A 19,628-nucleotide genomic window follows, 5' to 3' on the forward strand; every position below is an offset into this window, starting at 1 on the left:
ATTCAAACAAAAAACTATGAAAATCAATTCAGTCGGAACTAATGCAGGAGAAATGACAGTTATTTGCGCGTGATATAAACCCCAACGTATGAATTTTGAACAACAGATCGGGGCGCTCTTTGTAAAAGAAGAGCAGATACCCGAGGAGTTCCGCCTGGAACCGATCCACCAGCGCGAGTACCTCAGTGGTGGTGAGCTTATACCGTGGGACGGCCCCGTCAGCGAAGTATATTCGCCGGTATACATTTCCACCCCGGAGGGCCTTCAGCGCAAGCTGATCGGCACCTATCCGATCGGCGGTGAAAAAGAAGCCAACGAAGCACTCGAGGCCGCCCTGGCAGCCTACGACAACGGTCGCGGCGAGTGGCCCACCATGAGTGTAAGCGACCGAATTAAATGTCTGCAACGGTTTGTACAGAAAATGGGCGAGCAACGCACACTCGTAGTGAAGCTCATCATGTGGGAGATCGGCAAGTCCCACGCCGACTCAGCAAAAGAATTTGACCGCACGGTAGAGTATATCAACGCCACCATCGAGGAGCTGAAAGATATCGACCGTCAGTCGTCGAAGTTTGAAGTCCGCGAAGGCGTGGTGGCGCAGGTACGGCGCTCGCCGTTGGGCGTGGTGTTGTGCATGGGTCCCTTCAACTACCCGCTCAACGAAACGTTCACCACGCTCATTCCCGCCATCATCATGGGCAACACACTGTTGTTCAAGCCACCGAAACACGGCACGCTGGTACACTATCCGTTGCTGAAGGCATTCCAGGAGTCGTTTCCGAAAGGCGTTGTCAACACCGTATACGGTCGCGGCGCCAACGTAACACCGGGGCTAATGGCAAGCGGCAAGATCAACGTGCTCGCCTTCATCGGCTCCAGCAAAGTAGCCAACGACCTCAAGAAGCGCCACCCGAAGATCAACCGCCTGCGCGCCGTGCTCAGCCTCGACGCCAAGAACGCCGCCATCGTCACAAAACATGCAGACCTGCCTTTGTCCGTGAGCGAAATCATCACCGGCACACTTTCCTACAACGGTCAGCGCTGCACCGCGCTTAAAATTGTATTCGTAGAGCGCGCCATCGCCGATCAATTCCTGACTCAACTGAGCACCGCCGTATCTAAATTGACCATCGGCCTGCCATGGACCAAAGGCGTCAACATCACGCCCGTAGCGGAGCCCAACAAACCCGACTACCTGCGGGAAGTCATTGCGGATGCAGAAGCCCATGGCGCCCGCGTGGTCAACGAGAACGGTGGCGCGACAGCGCAGTCGTTTGTCTTCCCGGCCGTCGTATACCCGGTAAACAAAGACATGAAGCTATACCGCGAGGAACAGTTCGGTCCCGTCATTCCCGTGGTGCCGTACGACGACGTGGAAGAAGTCATTGAATACCTCATCGAGTCGCCCCACGGTCAGCAGGTAAGTATCTTTAGCAACGATGCCAAAGAAGTAGCCGGCCTCATCGACCCGCTGGTAAACCAGGTAAGCCGCGTCAACATTAACAGCCAAAGTCAACGGGGCCCCGACGCCTTCCCGTTTACGGGCCGCAAAGACAGCGCCGAAGGCACCCTCTCCGTACACGATGCCCTCCGCTCCTTCTCGATCCGCTCCCTGGTCGCCACCAAAATGACCGACACAAACGTAAAGCTCGTCAACGACATCGTCCGCAACCACGAGTCCAACTTCCTGAGCACCGATTATATTCTGTAGCGTTTGGAGATTATACCTTGGGAAGCCCTGCAAATGCACATCTGGCGCAAGTCTTAGCCCCGCCGCGGGGCGGAGACTTGTGCCCAGCATGGTGCCAGTCTTCAGACTGGCGTGGTGCCCGGCAACGTCTTCGAACAACAGTTTTTACACCAGAGGCTGGCAATAGTAGCCAATTGTGTTTTTCTTGTTACCATGATCCGTAACGTCACCTGCCTCCTCCTCTTAGCCACGACCCTTTCCATAGCCCACGCTCAAACCTTCCGCGCCCTCGTCCTTACCGAGCGCGGCGGCATTCACGAGCCCTACGTCGTCGCCGGCCTCGCCTGGCTCGACTCCCTGGCCGCCGTGCATCACTTCACCTTCGACGTTATCAACAACACCGAAAAGATCAACGATGCCTGCCTGGCTCAATACCAGGTTTTTATCCAACTGAACTACCCGCCCTATACCTGGACGGAAACCGCTGCGGCAGCATTTGAAAAATATATTGCCGAAGGCAACGGCGGCGGCTGGGTGGGCTTTCACCACGCCACGTTGCTGGGCGAGTTTGACGGCTACCCCATGTGGAATTGGTTTTCCGGGTTCATGGGCGGCATCCGGTGGAAGAACTATGTGGCCAAACTCGCGTCGGGACGGGTAACGGTAGAAGATAAAAAACACCCGGCCATGCAGGGCCTGCCGGCTACGTTTGTAATCGACAAGGAGGAGTGGTATACCTACGATAAAAATCCGCGACCCAATGTACATGTATTGGCCAGCGTAGACGAGTCGACGTACAACCCCAGGACTGATACGACCATGGGCGACCACCCGGTCATTTGGACCAACCCGGCCATGAAAGCACGAAATATTTATATTCTGATGGGCCACCACCCCAGCCTGTTTCGGAACCCGGCCTATAACGTGCTGGTTCGCAACGCCATCCTCTGGGCCGCCGGAAAAAAAACACGTAAATCATAAATACGTACACGTTTTTTTCAAAATGTATCGTAACATTACGAAGCCACAGACCAGGGGCAACGACCCAATAGGTCGATAACGCTAAAACGATACATGAGCAAACAATTGATTGTTGAAAGAGATATAACCATCGACGCACCGGCGGCCGATGTGTGGGATATCCTAACACTCCCCGTGTTTATTCGCGGCTGGGACGACCTGCCCGAAGACTTTGGAGACACCCCACTGCAACGCGGTACCGAGATCAAATGGACGATGAAAGATAAGTCTGTGGTACTGACCGTTACCGATTTCGAACCGCACAAACGCCTGAAGCTAAACCTATACAATTCCGATTGGGAGAACCCGGCAGAAGCCTACGACATCGCCTATACATACACCCTGCAAGAAACAGGTGGACAAACTGAGCTGCATGTAACCATTGGCGATTTTCAGGTGCTGTCAAAAGGGCAGGATTACTTCGACTCCTCCGAAGAATTTGGCGACAATGCTACACAAAAAATCAAAGAGCTTGCCGAAAACTAGCAAACCTTCCTTCCGGTAGGCAGGCCCTTTTCCCTCGCAACATATTTATTTTCTATCACCCGGGGTAATAACCTCGGGTGCGCGACTGCATGCCTTCCAAAAAATCGTCAGGCGCTGACCGGTCCCGGTCACGCGGAGGTAGCCTGGATACGTGTGCGCACCATGCTCCAATTACGCCGTATCCATTCCGGTGACGGGCGAGGCTTGGACTTGCCTACCGGAAGGCCCGTTTCGGGTGGAGGAAGTCGCGCACCATACAAATACACCGGTTACACCGTCGCGCCAGGGGTAGTAAAAGTCCATAGCAGCAACAAACTTGTATAAATCGGAACACTCGAAATATACATTAATTTATAGTATATACCGCCCATACATTATTTCGCCAAAATCAACGTTATACCCACAAAGAAAACCGTAATTGCGTTACTGCACCATTGTAAAAATTCTACCCTACTGAACTACGTTACCATGAAAAGCCAATTCACCTGTTACATACTGCTCGCTACCGCCACCGTGGCATTCGTTCGTTGCAACCATGATGATGACCAGAGCCAACAAGCAACTCCCTGCTTACCGACCACGTTACCCGGCTATACATCGACACTTACCATTTCCTACAACGCCGACAAAAAGATCTCGACCGTAAACTATGCCGAAGACGACACCCCCGGCTACCAGTTGTCCTACCTCTACGCCAACGGCAAGATTACACGCATAAACACGATGCAGGGCGGCGCGACAAAAGCTTATGATACATTTACGTATGGCAACGGCACGATCACAGAATCCCACTTTACCAAAGGCTCCAATCATTTTGAAGAAGACTCCCGTATCGTTTACTACTTGAATGGTACCCGTATCACGGCGTGGGCCGATCACAACCCGCACAACGGATTGACGCGACGCGACTCAGTCGTCTTTACCTACACCGACGAAAACATTACGCGAAAGGACAGCTATGGCCCCGGCGAGAACATCGAGAATTACTTCCTCTATACATACGACGATAAAACCAATCCTTTTAAGCTGGCGGGGCTAAACGACGAAGACGACGAATACTTCAAACCCATCAACATCAGCAAGAATAACGTCACCGGCATGGAGTTCCATGATGGGGACCACACCAATCACGACAACTTCACCTATACGTACGATGCAGATGGTCTCCCCGTTACACGGGCAATAACCTGGGGCGGAATCCTGGAAGATCCGGCCCAAACCATTTCGTACGCTTGCAACTAATTTGACCTTCACCGTAGACGGACGAAATTCAGACCTTGAATTTTGAATACGCGTGCGATTGATATTTTAAGACTGTTTTTCCACGAATGTAAGGTCTACTGGGATTTTACACGTAAAACCGTGATCCTTTGAGGCATCTTTAGGGTATTATTTTTTCATCCCAAAAGTATGTACCTGCATAAACGATTTCTTAGTTATGTTATACTGGCGGCGGTAGCCGTTACCAGTTTTCAATGTTCAGACGACGACAGCGCCCCGGCGGACCCCAAAAGCACGGACAAAAGTATTACTTCGTTTAAATTCGCCGGCCTCACTCCTGTGGTGACGGCTACCATCAACGACGCAGCTAAAACCATTGAAGCCACGGTACCCGCCGGCACCAACCTAACGGCGCTCATTCCTACCGTTGAAATTTCAGAAGACGCCGGCGTCTCCCCCACATCCGGTATAGCGCAAAATTTCACCACCCCTGTCACCTATACGGTGACAGCCGAAGACGGCAGCAAACAGGCTTATACCGTGACGGTCACAGTGGAAGAGGAAGGCGAGGTTAGTTGCTATCCCACATTGCTGCCAGGCGATGAAGCCATGATGGAGATCACGTACAACACTGACCTCACGGTGGCTACAGTTAACTACCAGGCTTATGATGAAGAAGGTGAGACAGGCTACCGGTCAGAGTTCGTGTATGCCAACGGCAAACCTAGCCGTGTAAATAATTTCAGCGGTGACGAAATGGTCAGCTATACCATTTTCACCTATGGTACCAATACCATTACCGAAATGTATTACTCCCAATACACCGACTTTGAAGCTGAGCACTACTATCTCTACCACCTCGACGGCGGCCGCATCACCAGCTGGGGTTATCATTCCATGCGAGAAGGGGGTGCACGACTTGACTCCGCGGCATTTACCTACACCAATGACAACATTACACAGATGGACGGCTACGGAGATGGTGAGGATGTGGAATGGAGCAATACATTTGAGTACGATGACAAAATCAACCCGTATGCACAGGTTGGTTTTTCAGGCGACGACGATGAGTATTTTAACAATCTTACTCTCAGCAAAAACAACGTCACGCGCGCAATAAATAAGGACGGCGATGATGAGGATGTAGTGGTTTTGTACACCTACAATGACCACAACCTTCCACAGACACGAACCCTTGGCGGCGCGCCCGTCCAGACATTTGGATACGACTGTAAATAATTAGAATATAGACTGATACAAAAGAAGGCAGCTCAATGAGCTGCCTTCTTTTGCTTTTTACCCACTGGCTACGCCTCAAATTGGCCCGTTTCACGGGTTTTCTTGTCCTTACGCGAAACAAACTGTGCACTTCCGGACGTGCCCGATGGCAGCCCTAAAAGGTAACCAACGCGTTGAAAATAAAAATAGTACGACGAACCCGCATCCCGCGCCACTTCCCAAACGTTTATGGGAGTGTATAGAATAGAAGTATATACACAACATTAGATGATAACAAAACTGATACCATTTTCAACTTTAGCAGGCAATTCCCGGAGTATACCGTTCTACGTCCGGCGCTAGCCGGCATACCGTGTTGGATCGTCAACACGCATCGACATTCTTGTCACCTCACAAATCAATGTAGTATATGATCAGACTCGCGCTGGCAGTCGGCTTTCTGGCTGTGTTCGGCCTGGTAGGATACGCTGTGATCCTATTGCTGACAAACCATTTTCAAAACAAAAAAGAAAACGAAAACAAACCTAACAACAACCATTAAGAACAAAACAAACATGAATCCTTTTACCAAACGAACCATTATTATCGGTGTAGTGGCCATCCTGGCACTCATCTTTTTCCTGACCGTCAATCCGTTTTCGTGGAACGACGCCGGTAACCGAACCGTTGTTGAGCGCACCACGGGCGAGCAGATCGTACAGTTTGCCCCCGGCATTTTCTACGCCGGCTTCTTTGCCAAAGAAAAAGAATGGCCGAACCAGATCTCGGTGACATACCAGGACCAAAACGCCCAGCTCGATATCGCAGACAACGGCATTGAGGTCGGCCAGATCATGGTCCGCTTCAGCGATGCCACCACGGCCAACGTGAAAGGTATCACCCAGTTCATTCTGCCTTCTGACGAGAAGGAGATGATCCTGATCCACAACACGCACCGCACACCGCAGTCGCTTGTCGTAAAACGATTGGCGCCCTACACCAAGGAGTGCTTGCAGTCGTCTGCACAGCTCATGAGCAGCGAAAAACACTACGGTGGTGGCCGCGCCCAAATGGCGCAGGATTTTATGGACCAGCTGAAAGAAGGTGTATACCTGTTGAAGACAGAGGAGAACATCGTATTCGACTCGCTGGAAAGAGAACCGAAGCGCGTATACCAGACGCAGATCCAATACGACAAAAAGAGCGCCGCGCCGAAACGTAAGCAGTCATCGATCAAAGAGTATGGTATCACGGTTGCCGACGCCGCCATTACCGACGTGGACTACGAAGACCAGGTGGACGAAAAGCTGAAGAAGATTATCGACGCCGTAACCAAGTCGTCTATCTCGAAGCAGGAGCTCATGACCGCCCAGCAGCAAACACTGACCGCGAAAGCAAAAGGTGAGCAAGCCCTGGTGGAGATCGAGTACCAGCAAAAGCAGGAACAGACCCGCCAGGTCGTAGAAGCTGAGACCAAGGTAAAAGTAGCGGAACAGGAAAAGCTGCAACAGCGGGTGGCCTACGATGCCTCCATCCTGGAAGCGAAAAAGATCAAAGAGCTGGCCGACGCCCAGGCGTACGCCCGCGCCAGGATCATGCGCGCCGACGGTGCCCTCGAGATGAAGCTAAAGGCACAGGTAGAAGTACAAAAGGTCTGGGCAGATGCCTTCAGTAAATATACCGGCGCGATTGTACCTCAGTTCCAAACCGGCGGTGGCACCACCACTAACGGCGCCCTGAACTTCATGGACATCATGACCGCGAAAACCGCCAAGGACTTCGCCCTCGACATGAAGAACACGAACGTTTCAGGTCAGTAACATCCGGCTGACGTATCACAAAAAGACCTCTTAAGAGCGGAGTCACCCTCCGCTCTTTTTTATGTTTACAACAATACGGCATCATAAACACTTACTTCACATGCACCGTATACGTCCATGCATACTGATCATCGATCAATACATGAACAATCTGCCGCCCACGTGTGTTGAAAGTATAATCAAAAAAATAACGATCGTTGTTATCAGAACCGCCAACAGGAACCACCACAACATCTTCCGATGAAGTGCCCTTCCGTACCGTAACATGATCCATTTCCGCACCCGCTCCTTTTCTAAACTCAAACATAACAGGCTCCCCTTTCACAACATCGACGTCAAAGGTCGATGGAATCAGCGGCATGGTCTTATAATCGTAAATATTGCTATAAATAATGGGCGCATAGAGAAAGTCATGCAGTGAAGGTTTCTCACGCAGGTAAAGGTAAGCAGTATCGAGGGGATAATGATTCCGGGCGAACAAGGCTGGCTCGGCCAGAAAATATTTGTCATTATAGTCTTTTATGAAAATACCCAGGGAAGCGTCGATCGAACCACTGGACCAGGTGGCATCACACAAGTACCACTGCCCACCTAGCTGCACGGCATTCCATGAGTGATTTGCATAGCCGTCACCGCGGACGTTTACCTGCCCCGAGCGACCATACCCGTGTACCATGACACAATGGATGCCGGCATGATGCGCCAGCTCTCGCAGCAAATAGGCATAGCCCGTACATACCGTTCGATGGTGGCGGACCAACTCGCGGAAAACCCGTTGGCTAAACGGACGCCGCCACGCTTCCAATGCTACCGGGTCATCCTTCAGTTTAAACGTTTGATGCTGATTGGTCTTAAACAGAGTGTAGTCATATTCAATATTGGTACAAACCCAGGTATAAATAGCGCGAAACTTCTCGTCATCCGTCGCCAACGGCACGGTTAGCTTGTCGGAAAGAACCTTTAGATCTGTTACCGGATGCCCCGAATAACACGCGGCGACGCTGTCGGCCCTGGCCCACTGCACCCGAGTGACATGCGCCTGCTGCGCCACCAGAGCCACGGGCACAAGCAGGCTGCATATCACAAGGAATAAGATGCGCATCAATACCGACATGAAAGTATAGCGTCAGCGTTTCGGTGCGATGGGTGCGGGTGTCTCGCTATAGGGCGCATCCGACACCAGCTCACCCATGATTACAACATCCATCTCCAGTGAAATGTCAACCGGCAGGGAAACTTTCACATCGTCAGGCGCAGTTTCGGGTACGACATAGTCGATTGAAGTATAGCCGATAAAGCTAAACGTCAACACATCACCAGCCTTAAGCTCGTAGGGAAATTCGAATCGTCCATCGGCATCCGTATTCGTACCTTGGGTTGTTCCTTTCCGGATGACCGACACGCCCGGCAGGGGCTCTCCCGTTTCATCACGCACAACGCCTTTTATCCATTGTTCCGCGCGCGCCATCGGCTCTACTCCGACAATGGGGTGCGATGCGCTCTGCGTCATTTCTACAGTAGGCATCACCGGAACAGTATTCTTAGCGCTCGCGGAACGACCGGTGAATAACAGCAGTAAGCCGAGAACGCCCGCACGCAGCAGCGTAAATCCGGGTCGAATGCTATTGGGCTCGGGAAAGGTATACGTCTTCAGCTGGTCCGCGCGGAAACGGCCGCAGGTATGGACTCGTTTCTTCGCCAGATAGTCCAGGATCTGCCGGTCGCTCATGCGGGTAAAATCAATCACGGTCTTTTGGCAAGAGCCACAAAACCCGCCTTCGGGCGTCGGGGTGAAGTTGTTCCAGGACTCCGCGCATGGCCGCGGGATGGATAAAGAAACGCTTTTTTTCATATCGTTTTTTTATACCAGGATGCGCCGCGGCGGCCGATTCCATACGGGGCATCTGTCTTTTTTTTGAAAATAGGCAGCGCCTACCGGATATTTTCGGCATCGGGCACCCTGCTGGTGTGTTTTAAGGCTTGTGAAGGCGATATTTTTTCTCCGGTTTGGAAATTTTTATCGTTCTGCCCATGTTGTCTGCCCGTTAGGCCTACATACCACCATGAAACTACTGCTACACTACCTTAGGAATTATAAGGGACTGATTGCCATTGCTTTACTTCTCGCTACAGTCAACCAGGTTTTTTCGTTGCTCGATCCCCACATCACGGGGCGTATCGTCGACCGCTTTATTGAGCGCCGCACCGCCCTGGGCCGGGCGGAATTTATTCAGGGCGTGCTCTACCTGGTAGCCCTGGCGATGGGCGCCGCAATGGTATCGCGCATTGCCAAAAATCTGCAGGATTATTTCACCAGCATCGTTGTACAAAAGTCCGGCGCCGGCATGTATGCCGACGGCTTGAAGCATTCGCTGGAGCTGCCCTACCAGACCTTTGAAGACCAACGCAGCGGCGAGACGCTGGGCATTTTGCAAAAAGTGCGTACCGACTCGGAAAAGTTTATTACCTCGTTTATCAATGTCTTATTCTCGTCCATGGTGGCCATGGTCTTTGTAATCATCTATTCGCTTACCGTGAGTGTGAAGGTGACACTGGTATATTTCGCCGCCATTCCTATTATTGCGCTCACCAGCTGGGCGCTGAGCCGCAAGATCAAAGTGGTGCAAAAAGACATCGTAAAAGAGACCACCGCGTTGGCCGGCTCTACCACGGAGTCGCTGCGGAACATCGAGCTTGTGAAGAGCCTCGGGCTGGCCAAGCAGGAAATTGAGCGACTCAACAACACGACCTACAAGATTCTCGGGTTAGAGCTTAAAAAAGTGAAGTTTGTACGCGGCATGAGTTTCTTGCAAGGCACTACGGTAAATTTTGTGCGCAGTGTCATGGTCGTGATCCTGCTCATCCTCATCTTCGACAATGAGCTGTCGGCCGGTAAATATTTTACCTTCCTGTTTTACTCGTTCTTTCTTTTCAACCCATTACAGGAATTGGGCAACGTGATCCTGGCATACCGCGAAGCGGAAGTGTCCATGGCAAACTTCCACCGCATCCTGACGCTGCCGAAAGAAGCTAAACCAGTGAATCCGATAGAAGTAGGAACGATCAACACCCTTCGATTTGATCACGTCAGTTTCCAACATCTTTCCGCCAGCACCGCGGCATTAAAAGATATATCGTTTACGGCACACGCCGGCGAGACAATTGCCTTTGTCGGTCCATCGGGATCGGGTAAAACGACACTCGTCAAATTGCTGGTAGGACTCTACCCGCCGAAGGAAGGAACCATTCTGTACAACACCGTGCCCGGCAAGGATATTAATTTAGATGCGTTGCGCGAGAAGATCGGCTTCGTCACACAAGATACACAACTGTTCTCCGGCACCATTCGCGAAAACCTGCAGTTCGTACGCCCGGGCGCAACCGACACAGAATGTATGGACGTACTACAGAAGGCCGCCTGCCAGTCGCTGCTGGCCCGGGCCGACAAGGGCCTGGATACTGTCATCGGTGAAGGCGGCGTAAAAGTCTCCGGAGGCGAAAAGCAACGTCTTTCCATTGCACGCGCCCTGCTGCGTCAACCCGACATCCTGGTATTTGACGAAGCAACCTCGTCGCTGGATTCGATCACCGAAGAAGAAATCACAGAGACAATACGCGACGTCTCCACCGTACGCGACCACATCACCATTCTGATCGCCCATCGCCTGTCGACGATCATGCACGCCGACAAGATCTTTGTACTCGAGCGCGGCAACATTATTGAATCCGGACGACATGAAGCGCTGTTACAAGAGAAAGGTTTGTATTACGCGATGTGGCGTCAGCAAATCGGCGAGAAAGATTCTGTTATAGCAGCGAAAGCCTCGCCCGTACCGCTGTCCTAAGACGTGAAATAAAAACCTGATACTATCACAAGAAAAGGCCGCCTTCGCAGGGCGGCCTTTTCTTTACTATCCAACCGTGATCCGGTTATTTCTTTTTGAGCTTAACAATGATCACACCGTTTTCTCCCCCCTTGCCATAAATCGAAGTAGCGGACTCTCCCTTCAAAACTTCGATGCTTTCAATGCTCTCAGGATTGATATCGGCCGGCATACTGTCTGCCGTCTTTTTATTGTCACCGTTTACGATGATATACAATGGCTTCTTTGAACTGGCCTCCGAACCGGGTCTCACCCGCACCACTACGCGTTGATTTTCGTTTAGCAATGTCGTGATGGAGCTCTCGGGCATGGGCTCGTCCTTGTGAGCATCAAGCTTGGTTTGCTGCGCCGGTGTTAGCAGATTTTTGATCGCGATAAGCATCGACAGCTTCATCTTCTTGATATCCGTCTCCAACGTCAGGCACTTTTCCAGCTGGGCATTGGTAGCCTTGGTGTCTACCGCGGGCACGGAGATCATCTGCTCCAGCTTAACCATGGCAGCATCGAGGTCCCATTTCTTGTTGTTGTAGACCGTGAGCTCGCTGTTGTATAACGTTTTGATCTTCTCGACCTGGTCGTTTGAAAGGCCCGCCTCTTCGCGATACTTTAGTACCAGCTCCGGCGCATACAGTTTTTGTTGGAATATATCTTGCGCCGATACGACGTGCGTCGCCGCCAGCAGGATGAGCAGGATAAGCGTTTGTTTTTTCATAACTTCTTCTTTTTATCTATAGTTTTGTTAAAAATCTTCTGACAAAGAGCTGGTGGGCGATGTCCACTCGGACAAGGTTTGTTCGGGCATATCCACGAGGGAGCCGGTTGGGGTACTCCTCTGCCCGACCTCGATCACGACATCCCTCGTTTGTGCGGTTGGTTCTTGTGCCCTTTTCCGTACCGTATATAGCACAGCCACCAGGAAGATCGTTACGGCCGCGGCAGCGGAGTAGCGGATGCCCGGTGACCACAGACGCCTGACCGGCGTGGGCTTTTCGAGCGGCGGCACGGGGCGTTGCGCATCGGCCTGTTTCATGCCGTCAAAAAAGGATTCGAGTATTTTATCGTCTTCCATGGTCTTGTACCCTGGTTCGTGAAAGCAGTTCCTTGAGTTGTTTTTTACCACGGTCGTAATGTGTTCGTACGGTCCCGAGGCTGATATCCATCACTGTGGCGATGGCTTCCAGTGTCATGTTGTGGTAGAACGCCAGCAGCAGTACCTGGGCCTGGCGCGCGGGCAGCTGTTGCAACAGCGCCTCGTAGTCGACGGGCTCCTCCGGAGGTTCATCGGCGTGTAGCCCCAGGTGGTCACCGGGCTCGTCGACAATTGCCGGGTGCTTCTCCCGCAGGCTGTCCAGGGCTGTATAGCGGATCACCGCGAACAGCCAGGTGCGGAAGCTGGATTGGTTGTTATAATGCGCACGCCCCTCCCAGATCTTCAGACATGCTGCTTGCAGTACGTCTTTGGCCTGCTCGTCGTCATACCGGCAGCACTGCCGCGCCCACAGGTAGGCTTCGCGGTGGTGATCGGCCAGGTATTGTTCAAGCAAGTGTTTTTCCATACAATTTTGTCTGTTAGTCGGCCAACAGGGCGGTTCATATGACACCCGGCGCCAATTATTTTTTTCGGACCCCGGGAATGAAAATTGCACGCTTGCCTTAAACCCCACCGCTATGCCTTCAACAAAAGCACAGACGCTAAAGGTAAAGCCTGTCGACAAAAAAACCTGGAAGGATTTTGAAGCGCTCTTTGAATCCAAAGGCGCCCCCAGCTGGTGCTGGTGCATGGTCTGGCGTATGACAAAAGAGGAATTAAAGAACAACCACTCCGCCGACCGCAAAAAGTATATCCAGAAACGCGTCACCGACAAAACACCCATCGGCCTGCTTGGCTACGTGGGCACAGCGCCGGTAGCCTGGTGCTCCATCGCGCCACGGGACAGTCATCTACGCTTAGGCGGAGACGACAACCTGGAAGATGAAGACGTGTGGTCGATCACCTGCTTCTTCATTAAAAAAGAATATCGCAAGCAAGGCCTCGTACCACAATTGATCGAGCACGCGCGCAAGTATGCTAAAAAGAACGGCGCAAAATACATCGAAGCTTATCCCGTAAAACCCAGCTCACCCAGCTACCGGTTTATGGGCTTCACGAGGACGTTTGAGGACGTCGATTTTGAATTCGTCAAGAAAGCCGGCACACGAAGAAATGTCATGATCCGAAAGGTTTGATTTCTGGAATATAGCATCCGGCGCGCGTCTTCAGGCTGGCGTATATTCACTTTCGTTCAATCAACATCAGATAAACCAGAACACTAATCAACAATACATTATACTCCATCCCGTTCCGCCCACCACCGACAACAAACCAACCTTCCGGGTAGTGGACAAATATAATCCCCATAACCAGAATGGCGATGGTAATAATAGCAGCAACCCGAACGTAGCGACGAAGCAATAAAGCCACCGCACACACCACGTGTGAAAGCTTGATAGCCCACGCCAATGGAACACCCAGCGGGGCAAAGCCTATGGCATTCAGATAGTCCTGACCAAAAGATTGTACGCCACCGTTAAACATACCGGGGATACTATGCGTGATAAGAATGATAAAGAGCGTAACGCGAAGAATAAGCGTTGAGTCGAAGAGGGTCTTGGAGGTCATCGTGATAAATTATAGGCCAGGAGTTATAACAATATACAGTCCGGCTGCATGAATATGAAATCAGATTGTATCTTTCGCGGCTATTGCCCATCAATATACCTCGTTATACGGTAGAGACAGATGTGTCGACCTCGGCTGAGAGCAACTGTTATCCCCCACGGCGACGACCTTCAACGTGGGGTTCCGCCAGTCTGGAGGCTGACCCCAGGGCGGGCACCCGATAAGATGGGGACTTAACGCAAGTCTGCGTCCGTCCCGACAAGCAGGGAGCAAACAAGCGTTCCTGCCTGCCGGTAGGGCTCGCGCCAGCAGCCGTTGCCGTTGTCCCCATGCAGGAAATCAAGAAAAATTCAGTTTTTTTCGCCAATGCTGCTAAAAGAACCCGAAAAATCCAGTGCCATGTCTTTCAACCTCCCGGATATTCAATAGATATCCAATAGTTCATTAAGTCTATTCTAATAGATATTCAATTACTATATAGCTATTGAATATCTATTAGAAATAACCTTTTCTTTAAAATTTAATTTATTTAGTATATAGTCAGATGCTGGTCTTTTTTGTACATTCGATTTAGACACCGTTGAAATTTGGGTCGTTGTCTAAAACCCTCTCGTTACCCTAAAACCAAGCAATTATGCCTTTTCTCGAAGGACCATTCGCCTTTACCGGCAAGTTGGACATGTTAAGCGCGTATCGCATGCGTGGCGTCGACAAGATCGTCGTCCGGCGCAAAGGCGGTCCGAGCCGTGAAAAAATTAAGACGGGCGCCAGCTTTGCGAACACACGCCGCACCATGTCGGAATTTGGTGGCTGCTCGCGTCACGGCAGCTATGTACGAATGGCCATGCTTCAAATCCGACATCTATCAGACTATAATTTCGGCAGCGACATCAACAGTGTGATGCGCCAGGTACAGCTGCGCGATGGCACCGGCGAATGGGGGCGTCGTCGCATTACGCTCTCCGAACATACACGCTTGCTGGAAGGTTTTTCGACTGTTCGCAAAGCGCCCAGCTTCGACTCCATCGTGCGCGCGCCGGTATACTATACGATGGATCGTGCCAATCGTTCGGCCCTCATTGATATTCCAGAGCTGCTGCGCGACATCAATTATTTTCCACAGAACAACCATGCCATGGTTCGCCTGACGGTCACACTCGGTATAGTGCCGGACATAACGTTTGATGTGCCTTCCAAGGAGTATCTGCCGCCCGATTGGTACAGCAAGCTATACCATTCGACAGCGATATCGACGGACTGGAACCCTTCACTGGAAGGAATAAAAAGTACAACGTTGGCACTGGCGATGGATTTGCTTCCACCCGATGATCGTTGGACGTTAATGCTCTCCATTGGAATCGAATATGGATCGCTTCGGGAAAATGGAAAAATCAAAGAAGTACCGCGGTTTGGCGCGGCTAAAATCATGGCGCTGCAGGGAAAAGATAAAACTTCTGATGAAGGTAACGGTGGTAACGGAACAGAAGAACATAAAATAAAAATAACGAATGACGTGATCCCGAAAAATATCGTTCAGGATCCAGACGTATCGCCGCAAGGATACCGGGATCCGGAGGTACGGTATGTGTACACAGCGAAAGAAGCTCCAACGAAGTGGCCGGTGGCCAGTGTGTATTGTTATGCCGTTCCGGCGCCTTCGCAAAACTACAATACCCAAAATGCTGTATCTTTGTCTACAACCCACATTGATTTGCCTGTCGCGACCTACATACCGTGTGATGCATTACAGCCCTACGTATCTTCTTTTATAATCTCCGAAGAGGCAGAGATAAAAGAATATAAGGTGTTACCCAGCACAAACCTGGTCATTGGTTTTCAGTACCGTGGGCGGCTGGTGCGTGTTGAGAATGCCGATGTACATTCCCTGTCTACTGCGGGCATTACGGGACTGCACGAAACGCCACGGGTATTTCGCAACGTGGCACATACCGGCACAGTGCTGGTCTATTTTAAAGAGGCCGGAGCTGCACCATTTTTTAACATGCCGCTGCATGAGCTTTTTGACGAGAGTGTGTCTCTGGACAATTTTATGCTTCGCTCGGAATTACTGGTCCTTGAACAGCAGTTGGCGGAAGCACGAACAGATCAGGAACGTATAACGCTGACGGAACGTTTTCTACTGACACGCATGCGCAACACAGCTCCCGACAAACTTGTATTAACAGCGCTCGCATTCATTCATCAGTGCCAGGGCAATCTGCGAATGACCGACCTGGCAGCGCAACTCAATATCAGTCAAAGCCCGTTGGAGAAGCGCTTCCGACAGGCGGTGGGCACGTCTCCAAAGAAATTTGCTGCGCTGGTACGATTCCAGCACATTCTGAAGACCCATCGCTAGCTGCCGTCGCTTACACACCTGGCGCATGAAGCGGGGTTTTACGATCAAGCTCATTTTAGTAAGACCTTCAAATTCTTTACGGGCGAAACACCTGACGCATTCTTTTCGGAGTCACGCTGAGAAAAACGATTTTTTACAATCCGGGGTCCTTCGCTGCAGCGACCTTTACATCGTAAAAAATCAAACATTTATGTTTACGCTAGAACAAATCAAGGCCGCGCATGCAAAGGTCAAAAGCGGCGCGGATTTTCCGCAGTATTTCGAGAACCTCAAAGCCTTCGGGCTGGCATGGTATGAGACATTTATCGCTGATGGCCACACCGTATACCACGGTACAGATGGATATGAAATTACGGCATCGGCCCGGTATGCGACGCAGGCAATTGCCAACGTCATCGATCCTCAACAATTCGAAGCTGATCTTCGGGCACACCAACAAGGTAAAACCGACTTCCCTACCTTTTGTACACAGTGTGCAGCGTTGGGAGTTAGCAAGTGGATCGTGCGCATGGATCTGCGAACCTGCACCTACTACGATCGCCACGGCAACATTGTGCTAACCGAAAAGATCCCGACGCGGTCATCGAAATAAAAGCATTTTAGACCGTTACGATAAGGCGTAGCGGCCACGCTAACGCTTCTATTCCGTTCGCAATGACTTTACAGGATTGGTACCTGCGGTTTTTAATACCTGGTAACCAATGGTACACGCCGCTACGAAGCAGGATCCGCCAAATGCCCAGAGAAATGTGGCGGCATCGAGGGGAACCTGGAATTTATAGTCTTGTAACCATTGGCGCATGCCCCACCACCCGATGGGCGTCGCGATCAGAAAGGCAATAACAATCAGCTGTATAAACTCTTTTCCGAAGAGCCAGGTGATGTGGGTCACGGTACCCCCCAGCACCTTGCGGATGCCGATCTCTTTTGTTTTTTGTGCGATCATAAACGACACCAAGCCGTAAAGTCCCAGGCAGCCGATAAAGATGGCAATGAGGGAAAAGGTTTGAATTAGCTTCAGGCTTGTTTCCTCAGCCGTATAGAACCCGGCAATGCTGTCGTCGAGGAATTCGTATTCGAACAATTGATCGGGATGTAGTTCAAGCCATTTCTCTTCGATGGTGGCCAGCACGCTGCGTGCACTCGCCAGGTCGATCTTGACGGCATAGTTACTATAGTCTTCGGTGTAGGTTGTTATCAATACCGGACTGATCTCTTCGTGAAACGATTTGTCGTGGAAGTCTTTCAGCACGCCGACAATGGCACCTTTCATCCGGCCGCCGTTGGCCGCGATATGCCGGCCGAGTGCATCTTCGGCGGAGGATAAGCCGAGCTTGCGGACCATGACTTCGTTTATCAGCATTTCTCTGACGGTGTCTGACGGTACGAGGTTCCGGCCGGCTACGAGGGTGAGGCCGAAGGTCGATAAATAGTCGGCGTCTGCCGATTTTATACTCGTGCGGAAGTTAACCTCCTCGGTGCTGTTCTCAAACCGGATCGAGTTACCCCAGTCGATGTTGGACGAAGGTGCGGCATAACAGAGTGCGACCTTTTCTACACCCGGTATACGCGCAATCTCATTCTTAAACGTGGTGGCTATTGTACGGGTGGAGTCCCTTCCTACAGCGACCATCACAATCGCTTCTTTATCAAACCCGAGATCGGATTGCCGGGCAAAGCGCATTTGATTCATAATCACCAGCATGCCGATCATCAACACCTGGGCAATAACAAACTGTGCGACGATCAACGTACGTCGTGTGTTGAATCCACCCCGGCGTTGGTGTAACAGCTTTCCCTTTAAGGCGGCGACGGGTTGGAAGCCGGCCAGCACAGCGGCAGGATAGTACCCGGCCAGGAACGTGACGCCGACGCCCACACCCAGCATAAAGAGCAGCAATGTGGGGTCGGAGAACAAGTCGATTTGTATGTGTGTTTGAAAAAAGGCATTGATATATGGGAAGAGAATATACGCCAACATCGCCGCGAAAGCAATGGCGGCAAAGGTGATCAGGGCCGTCTCGACCATGAACTGCCCGAAGAGCTGGCTTTTGGAGCTACCCAATGTCTTTCGGACCCCTACATCTTTCGACCGTCGCAATACCTGCGCCGTGGCCAGGTTAATAAAATTCACGCATGCGGTAATGATCAGAAAGGCGCCAATGATTAAGATTACCCATAGTTTGCTTTTTGCCACAGGACCGCCGTACTGTGCATTAAAGTGTACATCACGCAGGGGCTGCAATTTATAGTGATGCACGTTCTTGCTGGTAGGACGGAATTTCTTGACATACGCCGACAATACATCTTCTACCTGTGCCGTCGGAACGCCGGGTTTCAAGACGACATAACATTTCATGCCATCGCGAATACCACCCCAACCATCTGTGTCGTCGGACAACCAGGGGTCGAATGTCCGGAGCGAAGGGTATGATACGAAGATCTCACTGCGGATGTCGGTATTGGCGGGCAGGTCCTGGAGGACACCGGTGACCGTAAAAGGAAAGCGGTTTTGAAACCAAAATACCTCACCGACCGGGTCTTTCTCGCCGAACAATTTGCGGGCCATGCGCTCGGTGAGTATGGCGGTGTTGGGCTCCGTCAGAACAGTAGCAGGTCTGCCTTTTAGCAGCGGAAAATGAAAGATGTCAAAAAATGCTGCTTCGGTAAACGCGATGCCGCCCGTTTCTTTGAACTTTACAAGCTCGTTTTCCTTCCGGAGTGTAATGAGCGCATCCGATTCGGTATAGACACGGGCGATCTTCTCGGCATAAGTATAATCATTTCGGAAGTGCTCACCGAGTGGCGAGGGCACGTTGCTTTGATAAGCGACCACATCGCGGTGAAGTTCGGTAACGACACGATAGGTACGCTCCGGGTACGGATGGAAGTTGTCGACAGCGAGGTGTTGCCGGACAAACGAAAATATAAAAATGGCGCACACTACGCTCGACGCCAGTCCGGCCATATTAATGAGGGTATAGGCCTTGTTACCAAGCAGGTTTCGCCACCCGATTTTAAAATAGCTTTTGTACATACCGTATGGGGTTGTTAGTTGACGTCTTCGTGACCGGATGATGCCCGGCCGCAGGAGCAGCAAGACATCGATGATAAATTTCAAATCCGCTTTTCGTTTTCCCAGTTTTTTTACACGCCTGCCGTAGACTTCCAGCAGGTCGCCTTCGATATAGTCGAGCAGGTCCGGATGGCAGTACCAGCGAAAGAATCGCTGGAACGATGCGGGCGGCGTTGTCGTATTTTTTTTCATGTA

Annotated in this window: 19 protein-coding genes; 12 read left to right on the plus strand and 7 right to left on the minus strand. The window is 51.3% G+C overall.

The annotated features are described in order from the left end of the window. Positions 1-88: 88 nt before the first annotated feature. The 7 genes from K7P01_RS08640 to K7P01_RS08670 all read left to right on the plus strand — a co-directional run bounded on the left by K7P01_RS08640 (position 89) and on the right by K7P01_RS08670 (position 7,455). Positions 89-1,711: an NADP-dependent glyceraldehyde-3-phosphate dehydrogenase gene (locus K7P01_RS08640; RefSeq protein WP_267291884.1), complete on the plus strand. Its 1,623-nt coding sequence runs from the start codon at positions 89-91 to the stop codon at positions 1,709-1,711. A 192-nt stretch (positions 1,712-1,903) separates the two neighbouring features. Further along, on the plus strand, positions 1,904-2,671 hold the full coding sequence (locus K7P01_RS08645) for a ThuA domain-containing protein (protein WP_267291886.1): 768 nt from the start codon (positions 1,904-1,906) through the stop codon (positions 2,669-2,671). A gap of 93 nt (positions 2,672-2,764) precedes the next feature. After that, entirely contained in the window at positions 2,765-3,196 is a 432-nt protein-coding gene (locus K7P01_RS08650; RefSeq protein ID WP_254085921.1) for an SRPBCC family protein, read from the plus strand. Between the two features lie 468 nt (positions 3,197-3,664). Beyond that, positions 3,665-4,438, plus strand: a complete 774-nt coding sequence (locus K7P01_RS08655) for a hypothetical protein (protein WP_267291889.1) — start codon at positions 3,665-3,667, stop codon at positions 4,436-4,438. Between the two features lie 168 nt (positions 4,439-4,606). Further along, positions 4,607-5,656, plus strand: a complete 1,050-nt coding sequence (locus K7P01_RS08660) for a DUF5018 domain-containing protein (RefSeq protein WP_267291891.1) — start codon at positions 4,607-4,609, stop codon at positions 5,654-5,656. A 409-nt stretch (positions 5,657-6,065) separates the two neighbouring features. Next, complete coding sequence (locus K7P01_RS08665; protein ID WP_262899258.1) at positions 6,066-6,197, plus strand: hypothetical protein; 132 nt, start codon at positions 6,066-6,068, stop codon at positions 6,195-6,197. 13 nt (positions 6,198-6,210) lie between these two features. Further along, entirely contained in the window at positions 6,211-7,455 is a 1,245-nt protein-coding gene (locus K7P01_RS08670) for an SPFH domain-containing protein (protein WP_267291895.1), read from the plus strand. Between the two features lie 91 nt (positions 7,456-7,546). Here the strand turns inward: K7P01_RS08670 and K7P01_RS08675 are convergent, their stop codons facing one another. Together K7P01_RS08675 and K7P01_RS08680 are read right to left on the minus strand one after the other, a co-directional pair. Continuing rightward, a complete protein-coding gene (locus tag K7P01_RS08675; RefSeq protein ID WP_267291897.1) occupies positions 7,547-8,569 on the minus strand; it encodes a transglutaminase domain-containing protein in 1,023 nt (340 codons plus the stop codon). 12 nt (positions 8,570-8,581) lie between these two features. Next, complete coding sequence (locus K7P01_RS08680; protein ID WP_267291899.1) at positions 8,582-9,307, minus strand: carboxypeptidase-like regulatory domain-containing protein; 726 nt, start codon at positions 9,305-9,307, stop codon at positions 8,582-8,584. 211 nt (positions 9,308-9,518) lie between these two features. On the opposite strand from K7P01_RS08680, the gene K7P01_RS08685 reads away from it, so the two are divergent. After that, entirely contained in the window at positions 9,519-11,300 is a 1,782-nt protein-coding gene (locus tag K7P01_RS08685; RefSeq protein WP_267291901.1) for an ABC transporter ATP-binding protein, read from the plus strand. 85 nt (positions 11,301-11,385) lie between these two features. Here the strand turns inward: K7P01_RS08685 and K7P01_RS08690 are convergent, their stop codons facing one another. From K7P01_RS08690 to K7P01_RS08700, 3 genes are read right to left on the minus strand one after another with little or no spacing between them, the layout of a single operon-like run. Beyond that, a complete protein-coding gene (locus K7P01_RS08690) occupies positions 11,386-12,051 on the minus strand; it encodes a Spy/CpxP family protein refolding chaperone (RefSeq protein WP_267291903.1) in 666 nt (221 codons plus the stop codon). Between the two features lie 27 nt (positions 12,052-12,078). Further along, positions 12,079-12,408, minus strand: a complete 330-nt coding sequence (locus tag K7P01_RS08695) for a hypothetical protein (RefSeq protein ID WP_267291905.1) — start codon at positions 12,406-12,408, stop codon at positions 12,079-12,081. Next, a complete protein-coding gene (locus tag K7P01_RS08700) occupies positions 12,395-12,895 on the minus strand; it encodes an RNA polymerase sigma factor (RefSeq protein WP_267291907.1) in 501 nt (166 codons plus the stop codon). The genes K7P01_RS08695 and K7P01_RS08700 overlap by 14 nt, the downstream gene beginning before the upstream one ends. Positions 12,896-13,007: 112 nt before the next feature. Between K7P01_RS08700 and K7P01_RS08705 the strand changes: the two genes are divergently transcribed. Further along, on the plus strand, positions 13,008-13,565 hold the full coding sequence (locus K7P01_RS08705) for a GNAT family N-acetyltransferase (RefSeq protein WP_267291909.1): 558 nt from the start codon (positions 13,008-13,010) through the stop codon (positions 13,563-13,565). 46 nt (positions 13,566-13,611) lie between these two features. On the opposite strand, the gene K7P01_RS08710 is transcribed toward K7P01_RS08705, so the two are convergent. Next, complete coding sequence (locus K7P01_RS08710) at positions 13,612-13,998, minus strand: DoxX family protein (protein WP_267291912.1); 387 nt, start codon at positions 13,996-13,998, stop codon at positions 13,612-13,614. 634 nt (positions 13,999-14,632) lie between these two features. Between K7P01_RS08710 and K7P01_RS08715 the strand changes: the two genes are divergently transcribed. The 3 genes from K7P01_RS08715 (at position 14,633) to K7P01_RS08725 (ending at position 16,949) form a co-directional block, all read left to right on the plus strand. After that, positions 14,633-16,357: a DUF6597 domain-containing transcriptional factor gene (locus K7P01_RS08715; RefSeq protein ID WP_267291914.1), complete on the plus strand. Its 1,725-nt coding sequence runs from the start codon at positions 14,633-14,635 to the stop codon at positions 16,355-16,357. A gap of 18 nt (positions 16,358-16,375) precedes the next feature. Further along, positions 16,376-16,477: an AraC family transcriptional regulator gene (locus K7P01_RS08720; RefSeq protein WP_267292376.1), complete on the plus strand. Its 102-nt coding sequence runs from the start codon at positions 16,376-16,378 to the stop codon at positions 16,475-16,477. 70 nt (positions 16,478-16,547) lie between these two features. Next, positions 16,548-16,949 carry a DUF1398 domain-containing protein gene (locus tag K7P01_RS08725; RefSeq protein WP_267291916.1) on the plus strand — a complete coding sequence of 134 codons (402 nt, stop codon included), beginning with the start codon at positions 16,548-16,550 and terminating at the stop codon, positions 16,947-16,949. A gap of 48 nt (positions 16,950-16,997) precedes the next feature. Here the strand turns inward: K7P01_RS08725 and K7P01_RS08730 are convergent, their stop codons facing one another. After that, positions 16,998-19,625, minus strand: a complete 2,628-nt coding sequence (locus tag K7P01_RS08730; protein WP_267291918.1) for an ABC transporter permease — start codon at positions 19,623-19,625, stop codon at positions 16,998-17,000. Positions 19,626-19,628 lie beyond the last annotated feature (3 nt).

This window comes from Parachryseolinea silvisoli (assembly GCF_021190955.1).
GTDB lineage: Bacteria > Bacteroidota > Bacteroidia > Cytophagales > Cyclobacteriaceae > Ohtaekwangia > Ohtaekwangia silvisoli.

Coding starts and splice junctions, on each gene's coding strand:
- K7P01_RS08640 (WP_267291884.1), top strand. CDS start 89: ATGAATTTTGAACAACAGATCGGGGCGCTCTTTGTAAAAGAAGAGCAG.
- K7P01_RS08645 (WP_267291886.1), top strand. CDS start 1,904: ATGATCCGTAACGTCACCTGCCTCCTCCTCTTAGCCACGACCCTTTCC.
- K7P01_RS08650 (WP_254085921.1), top strand. CDS start 2,765: ATGAGCAAACAATTGATTGTTGAAAGAGATATAACCATCGACGCACCG.
- K7P01_RS08655 (WP_267291889.1), top strand. CDS start 3,665: ATGAAAAGCCAATTCACCTGTTACATACTGCTCGCTACCGCCACCGTG.
- K7P01_RS08660 (WP_267291891.1), top strand. CDS start 4,607: ATGTACCTGCATAAACGATTTCTTAGTTATGTTATACTGGCGGCGGTA.
- K7P01_RS08665 (WP_262899258.1), top strand. CDS start 6,066: ATGATCAGACTCGCGCTGGCAGTCGGCTTTCTGGCTGTGTTCGGCCTG.
- K7P01_RS08670 (WP_267291895.1), top strand. CDS start 6,211: ATGAATCCTTTTACCAAACGAACCATTATTATCGGTGTAGTGGCCATC.
- K7P01_RS08675 (WP_267291897.1), bottom strand. CDS start 8,569: ATGTCGGTATTGATGCGCATCTTATTCCTTGTGATATGCAGCCTGCTT.
- K7P01_RS08680 (WP_267291899.1), bottom strand. CDS start 9,307: ATGAAAAAAAGCGTTTCTTTATCCATCCCGCGGCCATGCGCGGAGTCC.
- K7P01_RS08685 (WP_267291901.1), top strand. CDS start 9,519: ATGAAACTACTGCTACACTACCTTAGGAATTATAAGGGACTGATTGCC.
- K7P01_RS08690 (WP_267291903.1), bottom strand. CDS start 12,051: ATGAAAAAACAAACGCTTATCCTGCTCATCCTGCTGGCGGCGACGCAC.
- K7P01_RS08695 (WP_267291905.1), bottom strand. CDS start 12,408: ATGGAAGACGATAAAATACTCGAATCCTTTTTTGACGGCATGAAACAG.
- K7P01_RS08700 (WP_267291907.1), bottom strand. CDS start 12,895: ATGGAAAAACACTTGCTTGAACAATACCTGGCCGATCACCACCGCGAA.
- K7P01_RS08705 (WP_267291909.1), top strand. CDS start 13,008: ATGCCTTCAACAAAAGCACAGACGCTAAAGGTAAAGCCTGTCGACAAA.
- K7P01_RS08710 (WP_267291912.1), bottom strand. CDS start 13,998: ATGACCTCCAAGACCCTCTTCGACTCAACGCTTATTCTTCGCGTTACG.
- K7P01_RS08715 (WP_267291914.1), top strand. CDS start 14,633: ATGCCTTTTCTCGAAGGACCATTCGCCTTTACCGGCAAGTTGGACATG.
- K7P01_RS08725 (WP_267291916.1), top strand. CDS start 16,548: ATGTTTACGCTAGAACAAATCAAGGCCGCGCATGCAAAGGTCAAAAGC.
- K7P01_RS08730 (WP_267291918.1), bottom strand. CDS start 19,625: ATGAAAAAAAATACGACAACGCCGCCCGCATCGTTCCAGCGATTCTTT.